The 16,369-nt window shown below is 72.6% G+C and carries 17 protein-coding genes; 5 read left to right on the top strand and 12 right to left on the bottom strand.

Translation table 11 applies throughout. From position 1 onward, the window contains the following. Positions 1-41: 41 nt before the first annotated feature. From AMK27_RS23805 to AMK27_RS23790, 4 genes are read right to left on the bottom strand one after another with little or no spacing between them, the layout of a single operon-like run. The gene (locus AMK27_RS23805; protein ID WP_073911792.1) at positions 42-713 is read right to left on the bottom strand and encodes a response regulator; all 672 of its coding nucleotides are present in this window, start codon (positions 711-713) and stop codon (positions 42-44) included. Continuing rightward, positions 710-1,945: a sensor histidine kinase gene (locus AMK27_RS23800; RefSeq protein WP_073911789.1), complete on the bottom strand. Its 1,236-nt coding sequence runs from the start codon at positions 1,943-1,945 to the stop codon at positions 710-712. The genes AMK27_RS23805 and AMK27_RS23800 overlap by 4 nt, the downstream gene beginning before the upstream one ends. Positions 1,946-1,958: 13 nt before the next feature. Beyond that, positions 1,959-2,801 (bottom strand): ABC transporter permease, encoded by an 843-nt coding sequence (locus AMK27_RS23795; RefSeq protein ID WP_241847583.1) that lies wholly within the window; start codon positions 2,799-2,801, stop codon positions 1,959-1,961. Further along, entirely contained in the window at positions 2,798-3,700 is a 903-nt protein-coding gene (locus AMK27_RS23790; RefSeq protein WP_073911787.1) for an ABC transporter ATP-binding protein, read from the bottom strand. Before AMK27_RS23790 ends, AMK27_RS23795 begins: the two co-directional genes overlap by 4 nt. A gap of 136 nt (positions 3,701-3,836) precedes the next feature. Between AMK27_RS23790 and AMK27_RS23785 the strand changes: the two genes are divergently transcribed. Beyond that, positions 3,837-4,394 carry a GNAT family N-acetyltransferase gene (locus tag AMK27_RS23785; protein WP_073911784.1) on the top strand — a complete coding sequence of 186 codons (558 nt, stop codon included), beginning with the start codon at positions 3,837-3,839 and terminating at the stop codon, positions 4,392-4,394. A 72-nt stretch (positions 4,395-4,466) separates the two neighbouring features. Here AMK27_RS23785 and AMK27_RS23780 read toward each other — a convergent pair whose 3' ends face one another. Beyond that, on the bottom strand, positions 4,467-4,823 hold the full coding sequence (locus tag AMK27_RS23780) for an HGxxPAAW family protein (protein WP_073911781.1): 357 nt from the start codon (positions 4,821-4,823) through the stop codon (positions 4,467-4,469). A gap of 98 nt (positions 4,824-4,921) precedes the next feature. On the opposite strand from AMK27_RS23780, the gene AMK27_RS23775 reads away from it, so the two are divergent. Continuing rightward, positions 4,922-5,401: a MarR family transcriptional regulator gene (locus tag AMK27_RS23775; protein ID WP_073911780.1), complete on the top strand. Its 480-nt coding sequence runs from the start codon at positions 4,922-4,924 to the stop codon at positions 5,399-5,401. Between the two features lie 40 nt (positions 5,402-5,441). Here the strand turns inward: AMK27_RS23775 and AMK27_RS23770 are convergent, their stop codons facing one another. From AMK27_RS23770 to AMK27_RS23745, 6 genes are all read right to left on the bottom strand, one after another. Continuing rightward, positions 5,442-7,229, bottom strand: coding sequence for a type VI secretion protein (locus AMK27_RS23770; RefSeq protein WP_073911777.1), 1,788 nt, complete (start codon positions 7,227-7,229; stop codon positions 5,442-5,444). Next, positions 7,230-8,630 (bottom strand): ATP-binding protein, encoded by a 1,401-nt coding sequence (locus tag AMK27_RS23765; protein WP_073911776.1) that lies wholly within the window; start codon positions 8,628-8,630, stop codon positions 7,230-7,232. 20 nt (positions 8,631-8,650) lie between these two features. Next, positions 8,651-10,204, bottom strand: coding sequence for an SCO6880 family protein (locus AMK27_RS23760; RefSeq protein ID WP_073911773.1), 1,554 nt, complete (start codon positions 10,202-10,204; stop codon positions 8,651-8,653). After that, positions 10,201-11,520, bottom strand: coding sequence for a hypothetical protein (locus AMK27_RS23755; protein ID WP_073911772.1), 1,320 nt, complete (start codon positions 11,518-11,520; stop codon positions 10,201-10,203). Before AMK27_RS23755 ends, AMK27_RS23760 begins: the two co-directional genes overlap by 4 nt. Further along, a complete protein-coding gene (locus tag AMK27_RS23750; RefSeq protein ID WP_073911769.1) occupies positions 11,510-12,346 on the bottom strand; it encodes a hypothetical protein in 837 nt (278 codons plus the stop codon). The genes AMK27_RS23755 and AMK27_RS23750 overlap by 11 nt, the downstream gene beginning before the upstream one ends. A gap of 96 nt (positions 12,347-12,442) precedes the next feature. Next, the gene (locus AMK27_RS23745; protein ID WP_017242359.1) at positions 12,443-12,751 is read right to left on the bottom strand and encodes a hypothetical protein; all 309 of its coding nucleotides are present in this window, start codon (positions 12,749-12,751) and stop codon (positions 12,443-12,445) included. 324 nt (positions 12,752-13,075) lie between these two features. Between AMK27_RS23745 and AMK27_RS23740 the strand changes: the two genes are divergently transcribed. Together AMK27_RS23740 and AMK27_RS23735 are read left to right on the top strand one after the other, a co-directional pair. After that, positions 13,076-14,101, top strand: a complete 1,026-nt coding sequence (locus AMK27_RS23740; RefSeq protein ID WP_079188577.1) for a C40 family peptidase — start codon at positions 13,076-13,078, stop codon at positions 14,099-14,101. A gap of 233 nt (positions 14,102-14,334) precedes the next feature. Further along, complete coding sequence (locus AMK27_RS23735) at positions 14,335-15,060, top strand: phosphatase PAP2 family protein (RefSeq protein WP_073911765.1); 726 nt, start codon at positions 14,335-14,337, stop codon at positions 15,058-15,060. A gap of 57 nt (positions 15,061-15,117) precedes the next feature. Here AMK27_RS23735 and AMK27_RS42745 read toward each other — a convergent pair whose 3' ends face one another. After that, positions 15,118-15,282, bottom strand: coding sequence for a hypothetical protein (locus tag AMK27_RS42745; RefSeq protein ID WP_158076930.1), 165 nt, complete (start codon positions 15,280-15,282; stop codon positions 15,118-15,120). Positions 15,283-15,413: 131 nt separating this feature from the next. Here AMK27_RS42745 and AMK27_RS23730 point away from each other — a divergent pair, with 131 nt between their 5' ends. Then, positions 15,414-16,259: a hypothetical protein gene (locus AMK27_RS23730; protein ID WP_073911764.1), complete on the top strand. Its 846-nt coding sequence runs from the start codon at positions 15,414-15,416 to the stop codon at positions 16,257-16,259. Positions 16,260-16,369 lie beyond the last annotated feature (110 nt).

Here is a 16,369-nt window from a genome sequence, read left to right as displayed (position 1 = left end):
GGGGCTTTTCTGCGTTCCGGGGTCTTTTCCGCGGGGCCCGCTCAGGCCGGCGCGACCAGTTGGGTGTCGTACGCCAGGATCACCGCCTGGACGCGGTCGCGGGCGCCCGTCTTGGCCAGGATGCGGCCGACGTGGGTCTTCACCGTCGACTCGGCGAGGTGGAGGCGCTCCGCGATCTCGGTGTTCGTCCAGCCCCGGCCGATGACCGTGAGGATCTCGCGCTCCCGCTCGGTGAGAGCCGCGAGGCGGGGGTCCTCCGGTTCCGGGTCGGCGGTGGCGGACGACGCCGGCAGGTGGTGGATGTAGGCGTCCAGGAGGCGGCGCGTGAGGCTGGGGGCGACGACCGCGTCGCCGCTCGCCACCGCGCGGATGCCGGCCAGGAGTTCCTCCGGCTGGGCGTCCTTCACCAGGAAGCCGCTGGCGCCGGCGCGGAGGCCGTCGTACGCGTACTCGTCGAGGTCGAAGGTCGTGACGATCAGGATGCGTGTGCGGTCGCCCGCGGCGACGATGCGGCGGGTGGCCTCGATGCCGTCCAGGCCGGGCATCCGGATGTCCATCAGGACCACATCGGGGTGGTGACGGTCGACCAGCCGGATCGCCTCGGTGCCGTTGGAGGCCTCTCCGACGACGGTCATGTCGTCCTGGCTCTCCAGGAGCATGCGGAAGCCGAAGCGCTGCATCGGCTGGTCGTCCGCGATGAGAACGGTCGTCACGAGGGGGTGCCTTCCCGGGGGAGTCGGAGTCCGACCTGCCAGCCGCCGGTCGGCAGCGGGCCGGTGACGAGTGTGCCGTCGTAGAGGGCCGCGCGCTCCCGCATTCCGGCAAGTCCCTGCCCCGGCCCGGACGGTGGGGGCGGTGGGACGGCCAGCCCTGTGTTGGTGATCTCCGCCCGTACCTCCTGGAGGGTGTGGGTGAGGAGCACGGTCGCCTTCGCGCCCTCGCCCGCGTGCTTCAGGACGTTCGTCAGGGCCTCCTGGACCACCCGGTAGACCGTCAGCTGGGCGCCCGGGGTGAGGGCGTGGTCGGGGGAGGTGCCGTCCCGGTCGAACCGGACCGGCAGGCCCGCCTTCCGTACGCCGGTGATCAGGGTGTCGAGGTCGGCCAGGGTGGGCTGGGGGTCCCGCGCCGCCTCCTGCTCGTCGTCGCTCAGGACGCCGAGCAGGCGGCGGAGTTCGGCGAGAGCCTCGCGGCTCGTCGTACCGATGGCGTCGAGGGCCTGGGCGGCGCGCTCGGGGTTCTTCGCCGCCGCGTAGCGGCCGCCGTCCGCGAGGCCCGTGATGACCGAGAGGTTGTGGCCGATGATGTCGTGCATCTCGCGGGCGATCCGGGTCCGTTCGGCGGCCGCCGCGAGCCGTACCTCCTGGTCGCGTTCGATCTCCAGGCGGCGGGCCCGGTCGACGAGCGCCGCCGTGTGGTCCTTGCGGGAGCGGACCGCGATGCCGAGGAGGGCGACGAGCGCGTACGTCCACAGGGTGGGGACGACGTGGTGGTCCCAGCTCCCCCGGGGGAAGCGGACCGCCCCCGTCAGGAGCGGCGGCACGAGCAGGGCGGAGGCCCACAGGAGCGCGCGGGGCGGGCGGGTCAGGGCGATGTGGAAGAGCGGGATCAGCTGGAGGTAGCCGGCCTGGAGGAAGGCGCCGGAGGCGGCGCTGACCAGGGCCGCGCAGGCCATCACGGTGAGGACGGCCAGGGGATCGCGGCGGCGGCGGTAGAGCGGGAGGGAGAGGCCGAGGCTCAGGGTGACCACGAGCCAGGCGGGGACGGACGGGTCGGGGGCGGTGTTCCGCCAGCCGCCCGACGCGTCCACCAGGGCCGCCGCCGTCCAGAAGAGCGTCAGCGTGGCGTCCCACACCCGGGGGCGGCGGGCGTCGAACGCCCGGACCCGTGCGAGGAGTTGCTGGAGGGAGCGGCTGAGGCCCCTCGTCGCGGTTGCTTCCGTGGTCACCTCGTCATCATCCTCATACGTCCCGGCGCTTGAGCAGCAGGGCGGGGACGGCGAGCGTCGCGGACGCCCACAGGAGCAGGGCGAGGAGGGCGGCGCCGGGGGAGGCCGCGCCCGGGAGCGGGGTGGCCGAGCCGAGGGCGCCGGCGGCCTGGGTGGGGAAGTACCGGACGGCCGTCTCCATGGCCTCGTACGGGAGCATGCCGATGACCTCGGGCAGGATCATCACCCCGCCGACGAAGGCGCCGATCGCGCCGGGCACGGAACGGAGGGTCGCGCCGAGACCGAGGGCGATCAGGCCGAGGAGGGTGATGCCGGCGGCGTTGCCCGCGAGGGCGGCGAGGACGCCGTCGTCGGTGAGGGAGGCTGCCTGGTCGGTGTCGGAGAGGAAGACCTGCGCGGTGAGGAAGGTCAGCAGGTTGGTGACGAGGGTGAGGACGAGGACCGTGCCGGTGTAGACGGCGGCTTTGGCCCCGAGGACGGGGAGGCGGCGCGGGACGGCGGTGAGGGAGGCGCGGATCATGCCCGTGGTGTACTCGCCGGCCGTGACCAGGATGCCGAGGACGGCGAGGGCGATGGCGCCGAGCTGGCTGCCGTAGAGGGTGAGGATGACGGTGTCGACGTCGGAGTCGCCGCCGTCGGAGGTGTAGGTGGCGCCCATGAGGGTGCCGACGCCGAGGACGAGCGCCGCGGCGGTGAGGACGGTGATCCAGGTCGAGCGGACGGTCCACAGCTTGTGCCACTCGGAGCGGAGTACGCGCGCGTGGGTGAGGCGCGGGGTCACGGTCGGGGCGGTGTCCGGGGTGGTGCCCGTGGCGGTGTCGGGGGTGGTGGTCCGGGTGAGGGGCGGGGTGCTCATGCGGGGGCTCCCTGGTATTCGACGGAATCGTGGGTGAGGGCCATGAACGCCTGCTCCAGGGAGGCGGCCTGAGGGGTCAGTTCATGGAGGGGGAGGCCGTGGGCGGCGGCCGTGCGGCCGATCTCGGGCGCGTCCGGTCCGGTGACGAGGAGGGTGTCGGGGGCCTCCAGGGTGAAGGCGGCGCCCGGGAGCAGGTTCCGCAGCCGGTCGGCCTCCGGGGTGACGACCTTGACGGAGGCTCCGCCGGAGGTGCGGACGAGTTCGTCGACCGTGGTGTCGGCGAGGAGTCGGCCCTTGCCGATGACGATCAGGTGGTCGGCGGTGAGGGCCATCTCGCTCATCAGGTGGGAGGAGACGAGGACGGTACGGCCCTCGGCGGCGAGGGACCTGAGGAGGGTGCGGATCCAGAGCACGCCCTCGGGGTCCAGGCCGTTGACCGGTTCGTCGAGGACGACGGCGGCCGGGTCGCCGAGGAGCGCGGCGGCGATGCCGAGGCGCTGGCCCATGCCGAGGGAGAAGCCCTTCACGCGCTTGTCGGCGACATGGGTGAGGCCGGTGAGGGCGAGGACCCGGTCGACGCGGGAGCGCGGGATGCCGTGGGTGAGGGCGAGGGCCGTGAGGTGGTGGCGGGCGGAGCGGCCGGGGTGCACGGAGCGGGCTTCGAGGAGGGCGCCGACCCGGGTGAGCGGGGCGCGGTGGGAGGCGTACGGGCGGCCGTCGACGGTGGCGTGGCCGCGGGTGGGGGCGTCGAGGCCGAGGATCATGCGGAGGGTGGTGGACTTGCCGGCGCCGTTGGGGCCGAGGAAGCCGGTGACGGCGCCCGGCCGGACGGTGAAGCTGAGGTCCCGGACGACGGTGGTGTCCCCGTACCGCTTGGTGAGGTTCTCTGCTCGGATCATGCTGACGACGCTAGGGAGCGGGCGGCGGGCGTTCGTCCGACCTGGGGCGGGAGGTGTGGCGGCGGCGTAGTACCGGGGTACGACGGAAGCGAAAAGCCCTTGTCAGGGGCGTGTGCTCGCCCGGAGGATCGGGCCCATGGACTATTCGATACGTGTCATCCGCGCCGCCGAGTGGGAGCGGGCCCGCGAAATCCGTCTCGCCGCCCTGCGCGACCCGGTCGCCCATCTCGCCTTCCTGGAGACGTACGAGGCCGCCGTGCAGCGCCCTGACTCGTTCTGGCAGGAGCGTGCCGAGGGGGCGTCGGAGACGGGCGACGGGAACGTGCGGCAGTTCGTCGCCGAGGCCCCGGACGGGACCTGGGTCGGCACGATCACGCTCCTGGTGGAGCGGCCGTCGGACGAGGTGCGCTTCGGTGAGCCGGCGAAGGTCGGCCAGACGCACATCGTGGGGGTCTACGTGCGGCCCGAGGTGCGGGGGAAGGGCGTGATCGACGCGCTGTTCCGGGCGGGCGTCGAGTGGTCGTGGTCGCTGGCGGAGCCGGTCGAGCGGGTGCGGCTCTACGTCCACGAGGACAACGCGCGGGCCGCGGCCTTCTACCGCCGCTTCGGCTTCGTGGCGACGGGGGAGCGGGTGGCCGTTCCGGGGCACGACACGGCGATGGAGAACGAGTACGAGGTGCGGCGGGCTTCCTAGGCGCGGCGGTGGCGGTGTCGGTGGCGGGGCCGGGGGCGCGGCGTGGGGCAGCGGCCGGGACCGGCGGCGGGGTCAGGGGCGGCCGGGGGCCGGTTCGGGCTGGGGGCGGGGCCGGGCGGGGGCCGTGACGGGGCGGCCCGCGAGGCGGCAGCCCAGGCAGTCGGGGTGTCCGTGGGCGGCGTCGGTGTCGCGGACCCGCCAGTCCCACTGGCCGGCCGGGCGGGGTCCTGAGGGCTTGCCCCAGCCCGCCAGGTGGAGGGCCCAGGTCGCCGCGGCGGCGAGAACGGCCAGTGCCGCGCCGAGCCACAGGGCCCAGGCGCGGTCCAGGCAGATTCCGGCTCCGGCGACGGCGGAGCCCAGGCCGGCGAGGGTGGTTCCGGTCCAGCCGGCCAGGGTGTGGCCGAGGTCGACGTCGCCGTGGGCGCTCATGAATGCTCCTCTGGGGGTGTCGGGGCAGGCAGGATGAAGGCATCGGTGGGATGGTTTATCTCACGAGCTAAGTAACTTAGATGCTAAGGAGTCTCTGCGTGGAGGGCAAGAGCCGTCCCCCGGCCACCGTCGGCGAGGCGATCCATCGGATGGACGCGTACGTGGCCCTGGGCCTCATCGGGCAGCAGGAGGTCGCCCAGGCCCTCGGCCTCAACGTGACCGACCTGACCTGCCTCGGGCATGTGCTCGGCGCCGGCGAGGATCCGCTGTCGGCCGGTGACCTGGCGGAGCGCGCCAACCTCACCACCGGGGCCGTGACCGGTGTGCTCAACCGGCTGGAGAAGGCCGGGTACGCCCGCCGGGCCCCGGACCCGGCCGACCGGCGGCGGGTGCGGGTGGTCGCCGACCCGGACGCGGCCGCACGGGTCGTCGCGCTGTACCAGCCGTTCTACGCCCGCCTGGAGGAGGTCTTCGCCCGGTACACCCCGGAGGAGACCGCGGTCATCGCCGACTGGTTCACCCACGCCGCCGAGGCCGCCCGGGCCCATCTGCACTCCCTGCGCGGCCGCGCCCTCTGAACCGGGCTGCGGGCCGGTGACCCGGTCGCGGGCCGGGCCCTCAGCGGCTCAGCGAGGCCTCCGGCCACCTGGAGCGGGCCTGCTCCGGAGAGCGCATCAGGGCCAGGGTCGGCAGGCCCTGGGCGTGGCCGCCGGCGAGGAGCTCCGGGAGCTGGGGGATCGGGGCCACGGCGGCGACGTCGTCCAGGACGAGGGTCATTGGTGGGTCGAGCCGACCGTCGGATGACCGTGCGGCCATGCGGCGGCCGTGCTCGACCACGCTTGCGGCGAGCGCCGTCAGGAGCGGCATCGCGCCGGGGTGGGTGCGGGGATCCTCGATCGGCTCCCCCACCACGTAGAGGGTGCCCCCTTCGGGGAGGAAAGATGCCAGCGCCAGCGAATCCGTTCGATTCGGGGTGCAGGTCTCCCGGATGTGGACCGAGGAGAGCGACGCCAGCGCACGGGCCGTCAGTTCCTGTGCCGTGCGGCGGCTTTCGGGGTGCGCGGTGAGCGCCGATTCGAGCAGTCCCGCGTGGCCCGAGGCCGCCTTCGGGTGGCTGCGGAGGATCCGTACCGGCTCATGGGCGCCGGTGCCCTGCGCCCAGCGGTGGACCTGGCGGAACGGGCGTCCGTCGACGGCGGCCGCGTGCAGCCAGCAGCGCAGGAGCGTTTCCGCGGTGTCCGCTGTGGCCGCGTCCAGCCGGGAGTGCGGCCGGACCGGCGCCAGCAGGGCGACCGCGCGCTCCGCGGCCACGGCCGGGTCCTCGCAGCGATCGGACGGCGACCAGTGGAGTCGCGCGGGCGTGTCGCACAGGTGGCTCGGGTCGTGGACGAGGACCGGGCCGAGCTTGCCGCGCGCGTCCTTCGTCGCGGACCAGAGGCCCGGGTCGGAGGTGACGACCAGGACCGGGCCCTCGGCGTCCCGGACGGCCTGGACCGCGGCGGGGCGGCGGGCGTCCGGGGGGCCGTAGAACGTGCGGCCGGGGCCCGCGAGGGCGGGTGCGGGGGCCGCCGCCGGGGCGGGGGCGGGGAGCGGTCCCGGCGGCGCCGGGGACGCGGGCGGAACCGTGGACGCGGGCGGAACCGTGGACGCGGGCGGAACCGTGGCCGTGGGCGGCTCCGGCGCGTGGGTCGCGACCGGGCGGCGGGGGGCCGGGGGAGCGGGGCGGCGGACGGGCTCCTCGAGGACGGGTTCCTCGTGTACGGGCCTGCCCTGGGCGGGCTCGCCGGGCGCGCGCCTCTCGTGGGAGGCCTCGTCGTACCCGGGCTTCTCGTACCCGTGCTTGTCGTACCCGTGCTTCTCGTACGACCGCTCCTCGTACCCGGGCCTCGCGTACGGCGCCTCGTCGGACCCGGGCCGCTCGTAGGACCGCTCGTAGGACCGCTCGTCGTAGCCGGGCCTCTCGTAAGACCGCTCGTCGTACCCGCGCCTCTCGCGCGAAGGCTCGCGGGTGGCCCGTACCGGCGGCTCGTCCTTCCCGTACACGCCCGCCTTCCTGTGGGCGCGCACCGCCCGCCAGCGGGCCAGGGTGCCCAGGGCGAAGATCGCGAGGACGAAGAGGATCATCGCCTCGCCGATCAGCAGGCCCCAGAACAGGCCGTACCCCGAGAGCTCTCCCGGCGGAGTGGCCGGCCAGGCCGCCGCGAGGTCCGTCGGGGCCGTGACCAGGGAGCGCAGGGCCGAGGGCGTGCCCGTGAGGTCGACGCCCTGCGGCCAGCCGCCGTGGGAGAGCAGACCGGCCAGGCCGGTCGCCGTCCACACCAGGACCGTGAGGCACAGAAGGAGGCCGAACAGGCTGAGCAGCAGCCCGTCGGAGACCCCTCCCCCGCCCTTCCGTGCCGTGTCCATCTATGCCACCGTCGACTGCGACGTGCCGTTCATCTGCTGCTCGATGAGGATCGCGCGCTGCTCCGTCTCCCATTCGAGGTCCGGATCCCCCGACGGCTCCGAGGCCTCCGTCATGGCGCGGTCCGTGTAGACCAGCGGGCGTTCCCGTTCGGTGATGAGGTGTTTGACCACCTGCACGTTGCCGTTGACGTCCCAGACCGCGATGCCCGGGGTGAGGGTCGGGATGATCTCGACCGCCCAGCGGGGCAGGCCGAGGACCCGGCCCGTGTTGCGTGCCTCGTCGGCCTTCTGGGCGTAGATGGTCCGGGTGGAGGCCATCTTGAGGATGGCCGCGGCCTCCTTCGCCGCCGCTCCGTCGACGACGTCGGAGAGGTGGTGGACGACGGCGACGAACGACAGGCCGAGCCGGCGGCCGAACTTGAGCAGCCGCTGGAACAGCTGCGCCACGAACGGGCTGTTGATGATGTGCCAGGCCTCCTCGACGAGGAAGATGCGCTTCTTCCGGTCGGGGCGGATCCAGGTGTGCTCCAGCCAGACGCCGACGATCGCCATGAGGATCGGCATGGCGATGGAGTTGCGGTCGATGTGGGAGAGGTCGAAGACGATCAGCGGCGCGTCGAGGTCGATGCCGACGGTCGTCGGCCCGTCGAACATGCCCCGCAGGTCACCGTCGACCAGCCGGTCCAGGACGAGCGCGACGTCCAGGCCCCAGGCCCGTACATCGTCTATGTCGACGTTCATCGCCTCGGCGGATTCCGCCTCGGGGTGGCGGAGCCGCTCCACGATGTCGGTGAGGATCGGCTGGCGGTGGGTGGTGTGCTCGACGACGTACGCGTGGGCGACCTTGAGCGCGAAGCCGGAGCGCTCGTCGAGGCCGTGGCCCATCGCCACCTCGATGATCGTCCGCAGCAGGGCGAGCTGGCCGGTCGTGGTGATCGACGGGTCGAGCGGGTTGAGGCGGATCCCGGAGTCGTTGGCGACCATGGGGTCCAGGCGGATGGGGGTTATCCCCAGCTCCTGCGCGATGAGGTTCCATTCGCCGACGCCGTCCTCGCCCTGGGCGTCGAGGACGACGACCTGCCGGTCGCGGAAGCGGAGCTGGCGGAGCACGTACGTCTTCTCCAGCGCCGACTTGCCGTTGCCGGACTCGCCGAGCACCAGCCAGTGGGGGGCGGGGAGCTGCTGCCCGTACAGCTGGAAGGGGTCGTAGATGTACCCCTTGCCGCTGTAGACCTCGCGGCCGATGATCACGCCGGAGTCGCCGAGGCCGGGGGCCGCGGTCGGCAGGTAGACGGCCTGGGCCTGCCCGGTGGAGGTACGGACGGGCAGCCGGGTCGTCTCCACCTTGCCGAGGACGAAGGCGGTGAAGGCGTCGGTGACGGCGGACAGCGGATCTCGCATGGGTCTGTGCCCCTTCGGCCCTAGCGGCGGATGCCGGTCGCGAACGGCAAGGTGTTCACAAAGGCCCGGTGGTGCTCGCGGTCGCACCACTCCAGCTTCAGATACGACTTGCCGGCGGAGGCCCTGATCGTGCGCTTGTCCCGGGCCAGGGCCTCGGGTGAACGCGACGACACCGTGATGTACCCGACGAGGTTCACTCCTGCCGCGCCACTGGCGAGATCTTCACCCCGCTGGTCGAGCCGGCCGTGGGCGGCGATGTCGCGCGGGTCGACCGTGCGGTTCATCTTCGCGGCGCGGGAGGCGTCGGCCTCGTCGTTGGTCTTCTCGGTGAGCATCCGCTCGATGGCGACCTCGGTGGGCTCGAGATCCATGGTCACGGCGACCGTACGGATCACGTCCGGGGTGTGGACGAGCAGCGGGGCGAGGAAGTTGACGCCGACGGGGGTCATCGGCCACTCCTTCACCCAGGCGGTGGCGTGGCACCAGGGGGCGCGGGTGGAGGACTCGCGGGTCTTCGCCTGGAGGTACGTCGGCTCCATCGCGTCCAGTTCGGCGGGCCAAGCGTTTCGTTTCGTCATGGCCTGGATGTGGTCGATGGGGTGGTCCGGGTCGTACATGGAGTGCACGAGGGAGGCGAGCCGGGACTGGCCGAGGGGCTGGCGGACACGGATGTCGGCCTCGGCGAGGCGGGCGCAGATGTCGGTGAGCTCGCGGGCCATGACCACGGCGAGGCCGGCGTCGCGGTCGAGCTTGCGGGCACCGGAGGCGTGCTTGGCGGCGCGGGCCATGGCGTTGGCCTCGGCGGCGAGTTCGCGCGTGTAGTGCATGCAGGCGACGAGGTAGGCGCGGTGCTGCTCGCTGGACGTGGAGACCATCGACTGGAGCTGGTCGTACGACTCCATGAGCCACGTCGGCGCGTTCGGGTCGCCGCGCTGGCCGACGTCCTTGGCGTGGGCGTCCGGGTCGGCGGGGAGCGTACGGGCCAGCATCTGGAGGCGGGTCACGAAGCCGTCGCCGTTGGCGACGTGCTTGAGGAGGGTGCCGAAGCGGTCGACCAGGGCCTCCTGGTCCTCGCTGTCGCGCAGGCCGACGCCGGGGCCCTCGATCTCGATGGCGGCGGTGACGGTCCGGCGGTCGGCGTGCAGGAGGACGGCGATCTCGTCCGGGCCGAAGGGGGCGGCGAGCCAGCCCACGCGGCCGATGCCGGGCGGCGGGCCGACCTCGACCTCGCGGCCGTCGAGGTGGGTGCCGGCCTCGGTGACGACGGAGCGGTAGGCCGTGCCGCGCTTGAGCATCCGCTTGTAGCTGCGGTTGATCTCGAACCACTTGTAGAACGTGCGGTGCTTGTACGGGAGGTACACGGCGGCGATCGCGAGCATCGGGAGGCCGGCGAGGAGCGCGATCCGCAGGGGGAGGAGGGGGACGAGGAGTCCGCTCATCATGCCGAGGAAGGCGCCGACGATGATCAGGGCGATCTCGCCCGTCTCGCGGTTCTTGCCGACGATCGCGTTCGGCCGGGCACGGCCCACGAGATACGTACGGCGGGGCGCGACCGGCTGGGACTGGGTCGTCAACGCCCTGCACCTCCAGAGTTCTTGCGGCTACTGTGCGGGGTTCCCGCGGTGGGACTGCTGCTGCGGGGCGGGGGCGGAGGAGTCGCGCCGCCGCCGCCGCTTCCGCCGCGGCTGCTGTGGGCGGCCATGCCGCCGGACATCGGGTTGGCGGGGCGGGCGGGCTGGCCGCCCTGACCGCCGCCGCCGTCGCCGCGGGAGCTGTGGGTCTTGATGCCCTGGGAGACGAGCGACGCGGGGGACGAGATGACGGCGGCGGCCGCGTTCTCGCCGGCGCGGTGGAGGCGGTTGTTGCGGGAGGCGGCGATCTCGTCGCCGAAGCCGGGGACGAAGCGGTAGATCATCGCGGAGGCGAAGATCGCAAGCAGGATGATCGCGAGGCCGGAGACGACGGCGGAGAACGAGTCTGGTCCGGTGCCGGAGGAGAGGGCGCCGGCCAGGCCGAGGACGATGACGATCACCGGCTTGACCATGATGATCGCGATCATGATGCCGGCCCAGCGGCGGACGTGGCCCCACATGTTCTTGTCGACGAGACCGGAGTAGACGACGACGCCGAGGAGGGCGCCGACGTACAGCATCACGGCACGGAGGAAGAGCTCCAGGTAGAGCACGCCGGCGGCGATCACGGTCACCAGGGACACGATGATCAGCATGATGGGGCCGCCACCGATGCTGTCGCCCTTCTGGAGGGCCTCCTTGAAGCTGCCGAAGAAGACGTCGGTCTGCTTGCCGGTGCCGGAGGCGATGACCTCGGTGACGGCGTCGGTGGCGTTGACGACGGTGTAGAGGATCAGGGGCGTGAAGGCGGAGGCGAGGACCGTCAGCCAGAGGAAGCCGATGGCTTCGGACAGCGCGGTGGTGAGGGGGACGCCGCGGACGGCGCGCTTGGCGACGGCGAGGAGCCAGAGGAGCAGGGTGAGGACGGTGGAGGCGGCGAAGACGATCGCGTACCGGCCGAGGAACTCCGTGTTGGTGAAGTCGACGTCGGCGGTCTCCTTGACGGCCTTGGAGAGGTAGTCGACGGTGGCGATGGCGGCGTCGGCGAAGCCGCGGGCGAGGGATTTGAGCGGGTCCTGCTCGTTGTTCGTCTCGGGGAGCGGCACCGTGTCGCCACCGGGCTGGCTTCGCTCGCAGAGCGTGCGGGCCTCGCCCACCAGGAACCGGCACTCGCTCTTGCCCGCGCTCTGGCTCGGAGAGGGCGTGGGTGTCGGTGTGGGGGCCGCGTGCGCCGCCGAGGCGAGCAGGAGGGGCAGGAAGAGGAACACCGCCGCGATCACGGTCGCCGCGCGTGCGGCCAGGCCTCGCTCAGCGCGCATAGGTGAACCCTCCGTATCCCTCGACGGCTCCGGCGATCTCGTCGGCCAGGGAGGCACGGTTGTCGCCGTTGACCGGGGTGGGGCCCTCGTGCTGGTCGAGGGACGCCACCCGCCAGTCGCCCTCGACCCAGGTGAGCTTCTCCGTGATGGTGAACCACGTGGACGTCACGGGCTTGGTCGAGCCGGCCCCCGCCAGGCCTCCGAGGCTGGTGCACCAGACCTCGACCGTCGCCGAGTTCCCCGTGTACTCCCGTACCTTCGCGCCGATCGGGATGGTGCGCGCCACGAGGGTCATGCCCGAGGGCGCGGTTCCGTCCTTGTTCAGTCCCGCGCTGGCCATGAGGTCCGCGCTGTAGGAGGCGTCGAACTTCGCGACGGTCTCGTCCGCGACCGCCGGGGCGTGCACGGCGCGTACGATCTCGCGACGCCGGGTGGCGTCGAACATCTCGACCGAACCCAGCGCCACCGCGAAGTTCGTCGCCGCGCTCTGCGCCCCCTGCTCGTCCTGGGCGTAGCCCGTGGGGATCCGGCCGTTCTTGCCGGTGACCGGGCGGACGCCCGTCGCCTCCGTGGGGGCCGTCCTGCCGGGGGTGTCGGAGGAGGGGCCCGCCGCGTCCGCCGGGTCGCCGCCGCCGCGGTTGGCGAGGGCGATGGCGGCGACGAGGAGGACCACCACGCCGACGACGGTGAGGAGGGAGCGGGAGCTGCGGACGGGGCGGCGGGCTCCGCCGTACATGTCGCCGCTGTTGCCCTCGGGCAGGCGGGTCCGGGTCTGGCCCGAGCCGCCCACGCCGCCGAAGCTGTCGTGCTCGTCACCGGGACTCATGCCGGGAACGCCCCCTCACTGGTTCGCGGTACGGGCAGTACGTCGTGCTGGACATCTGGGGAACGCATTCTCAGGGGAGTGGTGTCCGACGGGGGGTCAGACCGCCATCCCGTACACGATGGTGAACAGCGTCCCCAGGGATCCGATGATGAAGACGCCGGTCAGGCCGGCCACGATGAGGCCCTTGCCCTGTTCCGCGCTGAACGTGTCGCGGAGGGCGGTCGCGCCGATGCGCTGCTTGGCCGCGCCCCAGATGGCGATGCCGAGGCAGAGGAGGATGGCCACGGCCATCACCACCTCGATCATGATCTTCGCCTCGGCGCCCAGGCTGCCGAAGGGGCCCCAGTTGGGGGCGATTCCACCGATGATGGTGGTGATGTCGCCTTTTTCTGCCGCCAGGTACATGTAACTCACCGCCCCTGTATGGGTAGTTCGTCGCCCCTGCCGGACGGCATGGGTCATCGCCCTATCTTCGCTGATGAAACCGCTCGCGTGTGACGGCTTGACGGCTCTCTTTACCCGATCCCCGCACATCTGACCGACTTGACCGTCTTGACCTGCGGTGGTCTGGCCGGTTTCTATGCAAAGAAGCGTATGGTCACTCTGTGTATCACGGAGAGTGACTCCGGGCAATGATTGTCGTTGTTGCACTCTTGGGGCGGTGTCGGCGGCCCACCGCCTAGACTCGGCCCCGGGGGCGTACTGCCATGAGCCGAGGGGTGGTTGACGGTGCGTAGGGCCGGCAAGACGTGGCTGGTGGCCGGTGGGGCCTTCGGGGTCTGTCTGAGCTTCGTCGCGCTGCTCGTCATCGGGACGTACTCGGCGGCGGCGGGCATCGCCGGCGCCGCGGGCGGCGCGAGCGGCCCCGTGGCGCTCGCCAAGGGCGCGGTCCCTGCGCTCTACCAGGGCCTCGTGCAGAAGTGGGGGAACCTGTGCCCCGCCATCAACCCTGCCCTGCTCGCCGCCCAGCTCTACCAGGAGAGCGGCTGGAACCCGCGGGCCGTGTCCTCGGCCGACGCGCGGGGCATCGCCCAGTTCATCCCCGGCACGTGGGCCGGCCACGGGGTGGACGGCGACGGGGACGGCGACCGGGACATCTGGGACCCCAAGGACGCGATCCCGTCGGCCGCCTCGTACGACTGCGAGCTCGCCGGCTACGTGAAGAACGTGCCGGGGGACCCGGCGAGCAACATGCTCGCCGCGTACAACGCGGGCGCGTACCGGGTGATCAAGCACGGCGGGGTGCCGCCCATCAGCGAGACCCGGAACTACGTACGCATCATCAAGTCCCTGGAGAAGAGCTTCGCCCAGCCCGTCGGCCGGGTCGATCCGTCCCGTCAGGCGGCAAGCGCGATCCACTACGCGCAGGGGAAGCTCGGCACCCCGTACCTCTGGGGCGGTACGGGCACGGCCGCGCAGAACGGCCGGTTCGACTGCTCCGGGCTCACCCAGGCCGCGTACGAGAGCGTCGGCATCCGGCTGCCACGCGTGGCCAACGACCAGTACAACGCCGGTCCGCACCCCTCGCGCGAGGAGCTGCTCCCCGGGGACCTGGTCTTCTTCTCCGACGACCTGACCAACTCGCGGGCCATCCGGCACGTCGGCATCTACGTCGGCGGCGGGTACATGATCGACGCGCCGCGCACCGGGGCGGTGATCCGCTTCGACCGGATCGACACCCCGGACTACTTCGGCGCGACCCGGGTCACCGCGGAGGGCGCGGCGGCGCTGCCCACCCATCTCCCGCAGACCTGACCGGAGCAGACGGGCCGTCGGCCGGTGCGTCCGCCTTCGGGTCGTACCGGACATGGCCGGAACTCTCCGTCATGCACAGGCCCTGAGCTGCGGTGAACCGTCACTCTTCGATAACGTCATCATGATCCACCGGAGAGATCGGAACGCGCGCCTCAGGCGGTTCGTTCCTTGGTCCGACCGCTCTGACCAAGGGGGTTGGAAAACACAGACACGAGAGCAAGGGGCCTCAGCAGATGGCTGGACTCGCATCGGACGGTTCGAACCCCGATGTCAGCCTGCTCTACGACATCAACGGGCTGGCCAAGGCCGCCCCGCCGTGGTTCGACCGCGTCATGGGTTTCGTCGGCGAGTACGGGATCATGCTCGCGATGGTCCTCGTCGTCCTGTGGTGCTGGTGGAGCGTCCGCCGCCGGGGCACCCCGGCCGACTCCGTCTCGGCCGTCGCCGGGCTCGTGTGGGCCCCGCTGGCCGCCGGCGTCGCCCTCCTGGTGAACATCCCCATCCGCGGCTTCGTCGAGCGCCCCCGGCCCTTCAGGGACCACCAGGGGCTCGAGGTCCTCGTCGCCGGGAAGACCGACTTCTCCTTCGTCAGCGATCACGCCACGCTGGCGATGGCCCTCGGGGTCGGCGTCTTCGTCGCCCACCGCCGGTTCGGACTCGTCGCGATCGGCCTCGCCCTCGCCGAGGGCTTCGCGCGGGTCTACATGGGCGTCCACTACCCGACCGACGTGATCGGCGGCTTCGCCCTCGGTACGGCGGTGGCGCTCCTCCTGGCCCCGCTCGCCCTCGCGCTGCTCACCCCGGTGGTCTCCGCCGTCGCCCGCTCGGGCCGCTGCGCGGGTCTGGTCCGCTCCCGCCGGGCCGGGCCGGCCCGGCACCCGGAGGCGGTCGGCATCCCCGAGCCCCGCATCGGGGGCGGCCAGGCCTCCGGCCCCGGTCACAACGACCTCGCCGCGTAGGCCCCGCCTGCGCCCGGGCCACCGCGCCCCGGTCGCCGGGACCGAGCCGCCCGCCGCCTAGCTCTCCGTGTCCTCCGCGGCGCGGACGTGGTCCGCCGCGTCCGTGCGGGCCCGGTCGCGGGATCTCCGGGCCGGGCCCGTCCAGCCGCAGCTGCAGCGTGCCAGCGCGAACGAACCGCGTTCCGACATCGTCGTGGTGTGGGGGGAGGACTGCGCGTACACCTCACCACCGTACTGCGCGTGACGGCACGCCTCGACCGTCGTTATGCGGATCGGGCGTCCCCAGGGCCCGCGGGCCCGGGGAAGGGCGGGTCCCGGGCAAACAGCGGTGAGGCGTTGGGGGTTGGCAGGCGATGGTGGTGCAGCTGCGGAACGGCCGTCCGGGCACACGCGGAAGCGGGGCGTTCGCCGTCACCGCCGTCCTGGTCGGCTCCCTCGTCGGGACCGCCGCGGTCTCGGGCTGCGCCGCCCCCGAGGACCCCAGGCCGACGGTCGACCCCGCCCTCGCCGTACGGAACGCCCCCGACGCGCTGACGAAGGCCGGCACCTCCAAGGCGAGCACCTCCATGGAGATGGCCGCCGGCGGGACGCGGGTCACCATCCGGGGCGAGGGCGGCTACGACTTCCGGCGCCGTACCGGCCGGCTCCAGGTGGTGCTGCCGAAGGACCCCGCCGGGACCAGCGCGCACCGGCCGATCACCGAGCTCCTCACCCCCGGCGCCCTCTACATGAAGAACCGGGGGGCCGGGGTGCCCGCCGACAAGTGGGTGCGGGTCGACACCACCACCCTCGACGACGGGAACCTCGTCACGGGCGGGGCCACCGATCCGGCCGCCGCGGCCGAGCTGCTGCGGGGCGCCCGGCAGGTCACGTACGTCGGAGAGGTCGAGCTGGCGGGGGTGAAAGTCAGCCACTACCGCGGGGTCGCGGACATCGCGCACGCCGCCCGGGTCGCCGCGCCGCAGCTCAGGGGAGCGCTCGCCGCGGCGGCGAAAGGGTTCACCACGGACACCGTGCCCTTCGACGCCTACCTCGACGGGGAGGGGAGGCTGCGGAAGGTGCGCCACCAGTTCAGCTTCAGCAACCAGGGCCGTACGGTCGCGGTCGCGTCGACGACCCTGCTGTACGGCTTCGGGGTCCCCGTCCAGGTGACGCTGCCGGACCGCCGGGACATCTACGCCGGGAAGATCAAGGCCTGAACGGCCTGACCTGGCCCGCTGCCGGCGTGACCATCGGCAAATGGTCCGGACGTGTCATGCGCGGTGAGTGGCGCCGTCCCTACGCTGGGAGACCGCTGGGAGACCGACGC

Source organism: Streptomyces sp. CB02009 (assembly GCF_001905825.1).
In the GTDB taxonomy this organism is placed as follows: Bacteria; Actinomycetota; Actinomycetes; order Streptomycetales; family Streptomycetaceae; genus Streptomyces.
Note: the sequence above shows the minus strand (reverse complement) of the source record. Positions and strands in the feature narration are given on the sequence as shown.

Bases quoted from the DNA above. Each gene is read 5' to 3' on its own strand.
- AMK27_RS23795 (WP_241847583.1), bottom strand. From the start codon at position 2,801: ATGAGCACCCCGCCCCTCACCCGGACCACCACCCCCGACACCGCCACG.
- AMK27_RS23790 (WP_073911787.1), bottom strand. From the start codon at position 3,700: ATGATCCGAGCAGAGAACCTCACCAAGCGGTACGGGGACACCACCGTC.
- AMK27_RS23785 (WP_073911784.1), top strand. From the start codon at position 3,837: ATGGACTATTCGATACGTGTCATCCGCGCCGCCGAGTGGGAGCGGGCC.
- AMK27_RS23780 (WP_073911781.1), bottom strand. From the start codon at position 4,823: ATGAGCGCCCACGGCGACGTCGACCTCGGCCACACCCTGGCCGGCTGG.
- AMK27_RS23770 (WP_073911777.1), bottom strand. From the start codon at position 7,229: ATGGACACGGCACGGAAGGGCGGGGGAGGGGTCTCCGACGGGCTGCTG.
- AMK27_RS23765 (WP_073911776.1), bottom strand. From the start codon at position 8,630: ATGCGAGATCCGCTGTCCGCCGTCACCGACGCCTTCACCGCCTTCGTC.
- AMK27_RS23755 (WP_073911772.1), bottom strand. From the start codon at position 11,520: ATGCGCGCTGAGCGAGGCCTGGCCGCACGCGCGGCGACCGTGATCGCG.
- AMK27_RS23750 (WP_073911769.1), bottom strand. From the start codon at position 12,346: ATGAGTCCCGGTGACGAGCACGACAGCTTCGGCGGCGTGGGCGGCTCG.
- AMK27_RS23745 (WP_017242359.1), bottom strand. From the start codon at position 12,751: ATGTACCTGGCGGCAGAAAAAGGCGACATCACCACCATCATCGGTGGA.
- AMK27_RS23735 (WP_073911765.1), top strand. From the start codon at position 14,335: ATGGCTGGACTCGCATCGGACGGTTCGAACCCCGATGTCAGCCTGCTC.
- AMK27_RS23730 (WP_073911764.1), top strand. From the start codon at position 15,414: ATGGTGGTGCAGCTGCGGAACGGCCGTCCGGGCACACGCGGAAGCGGG.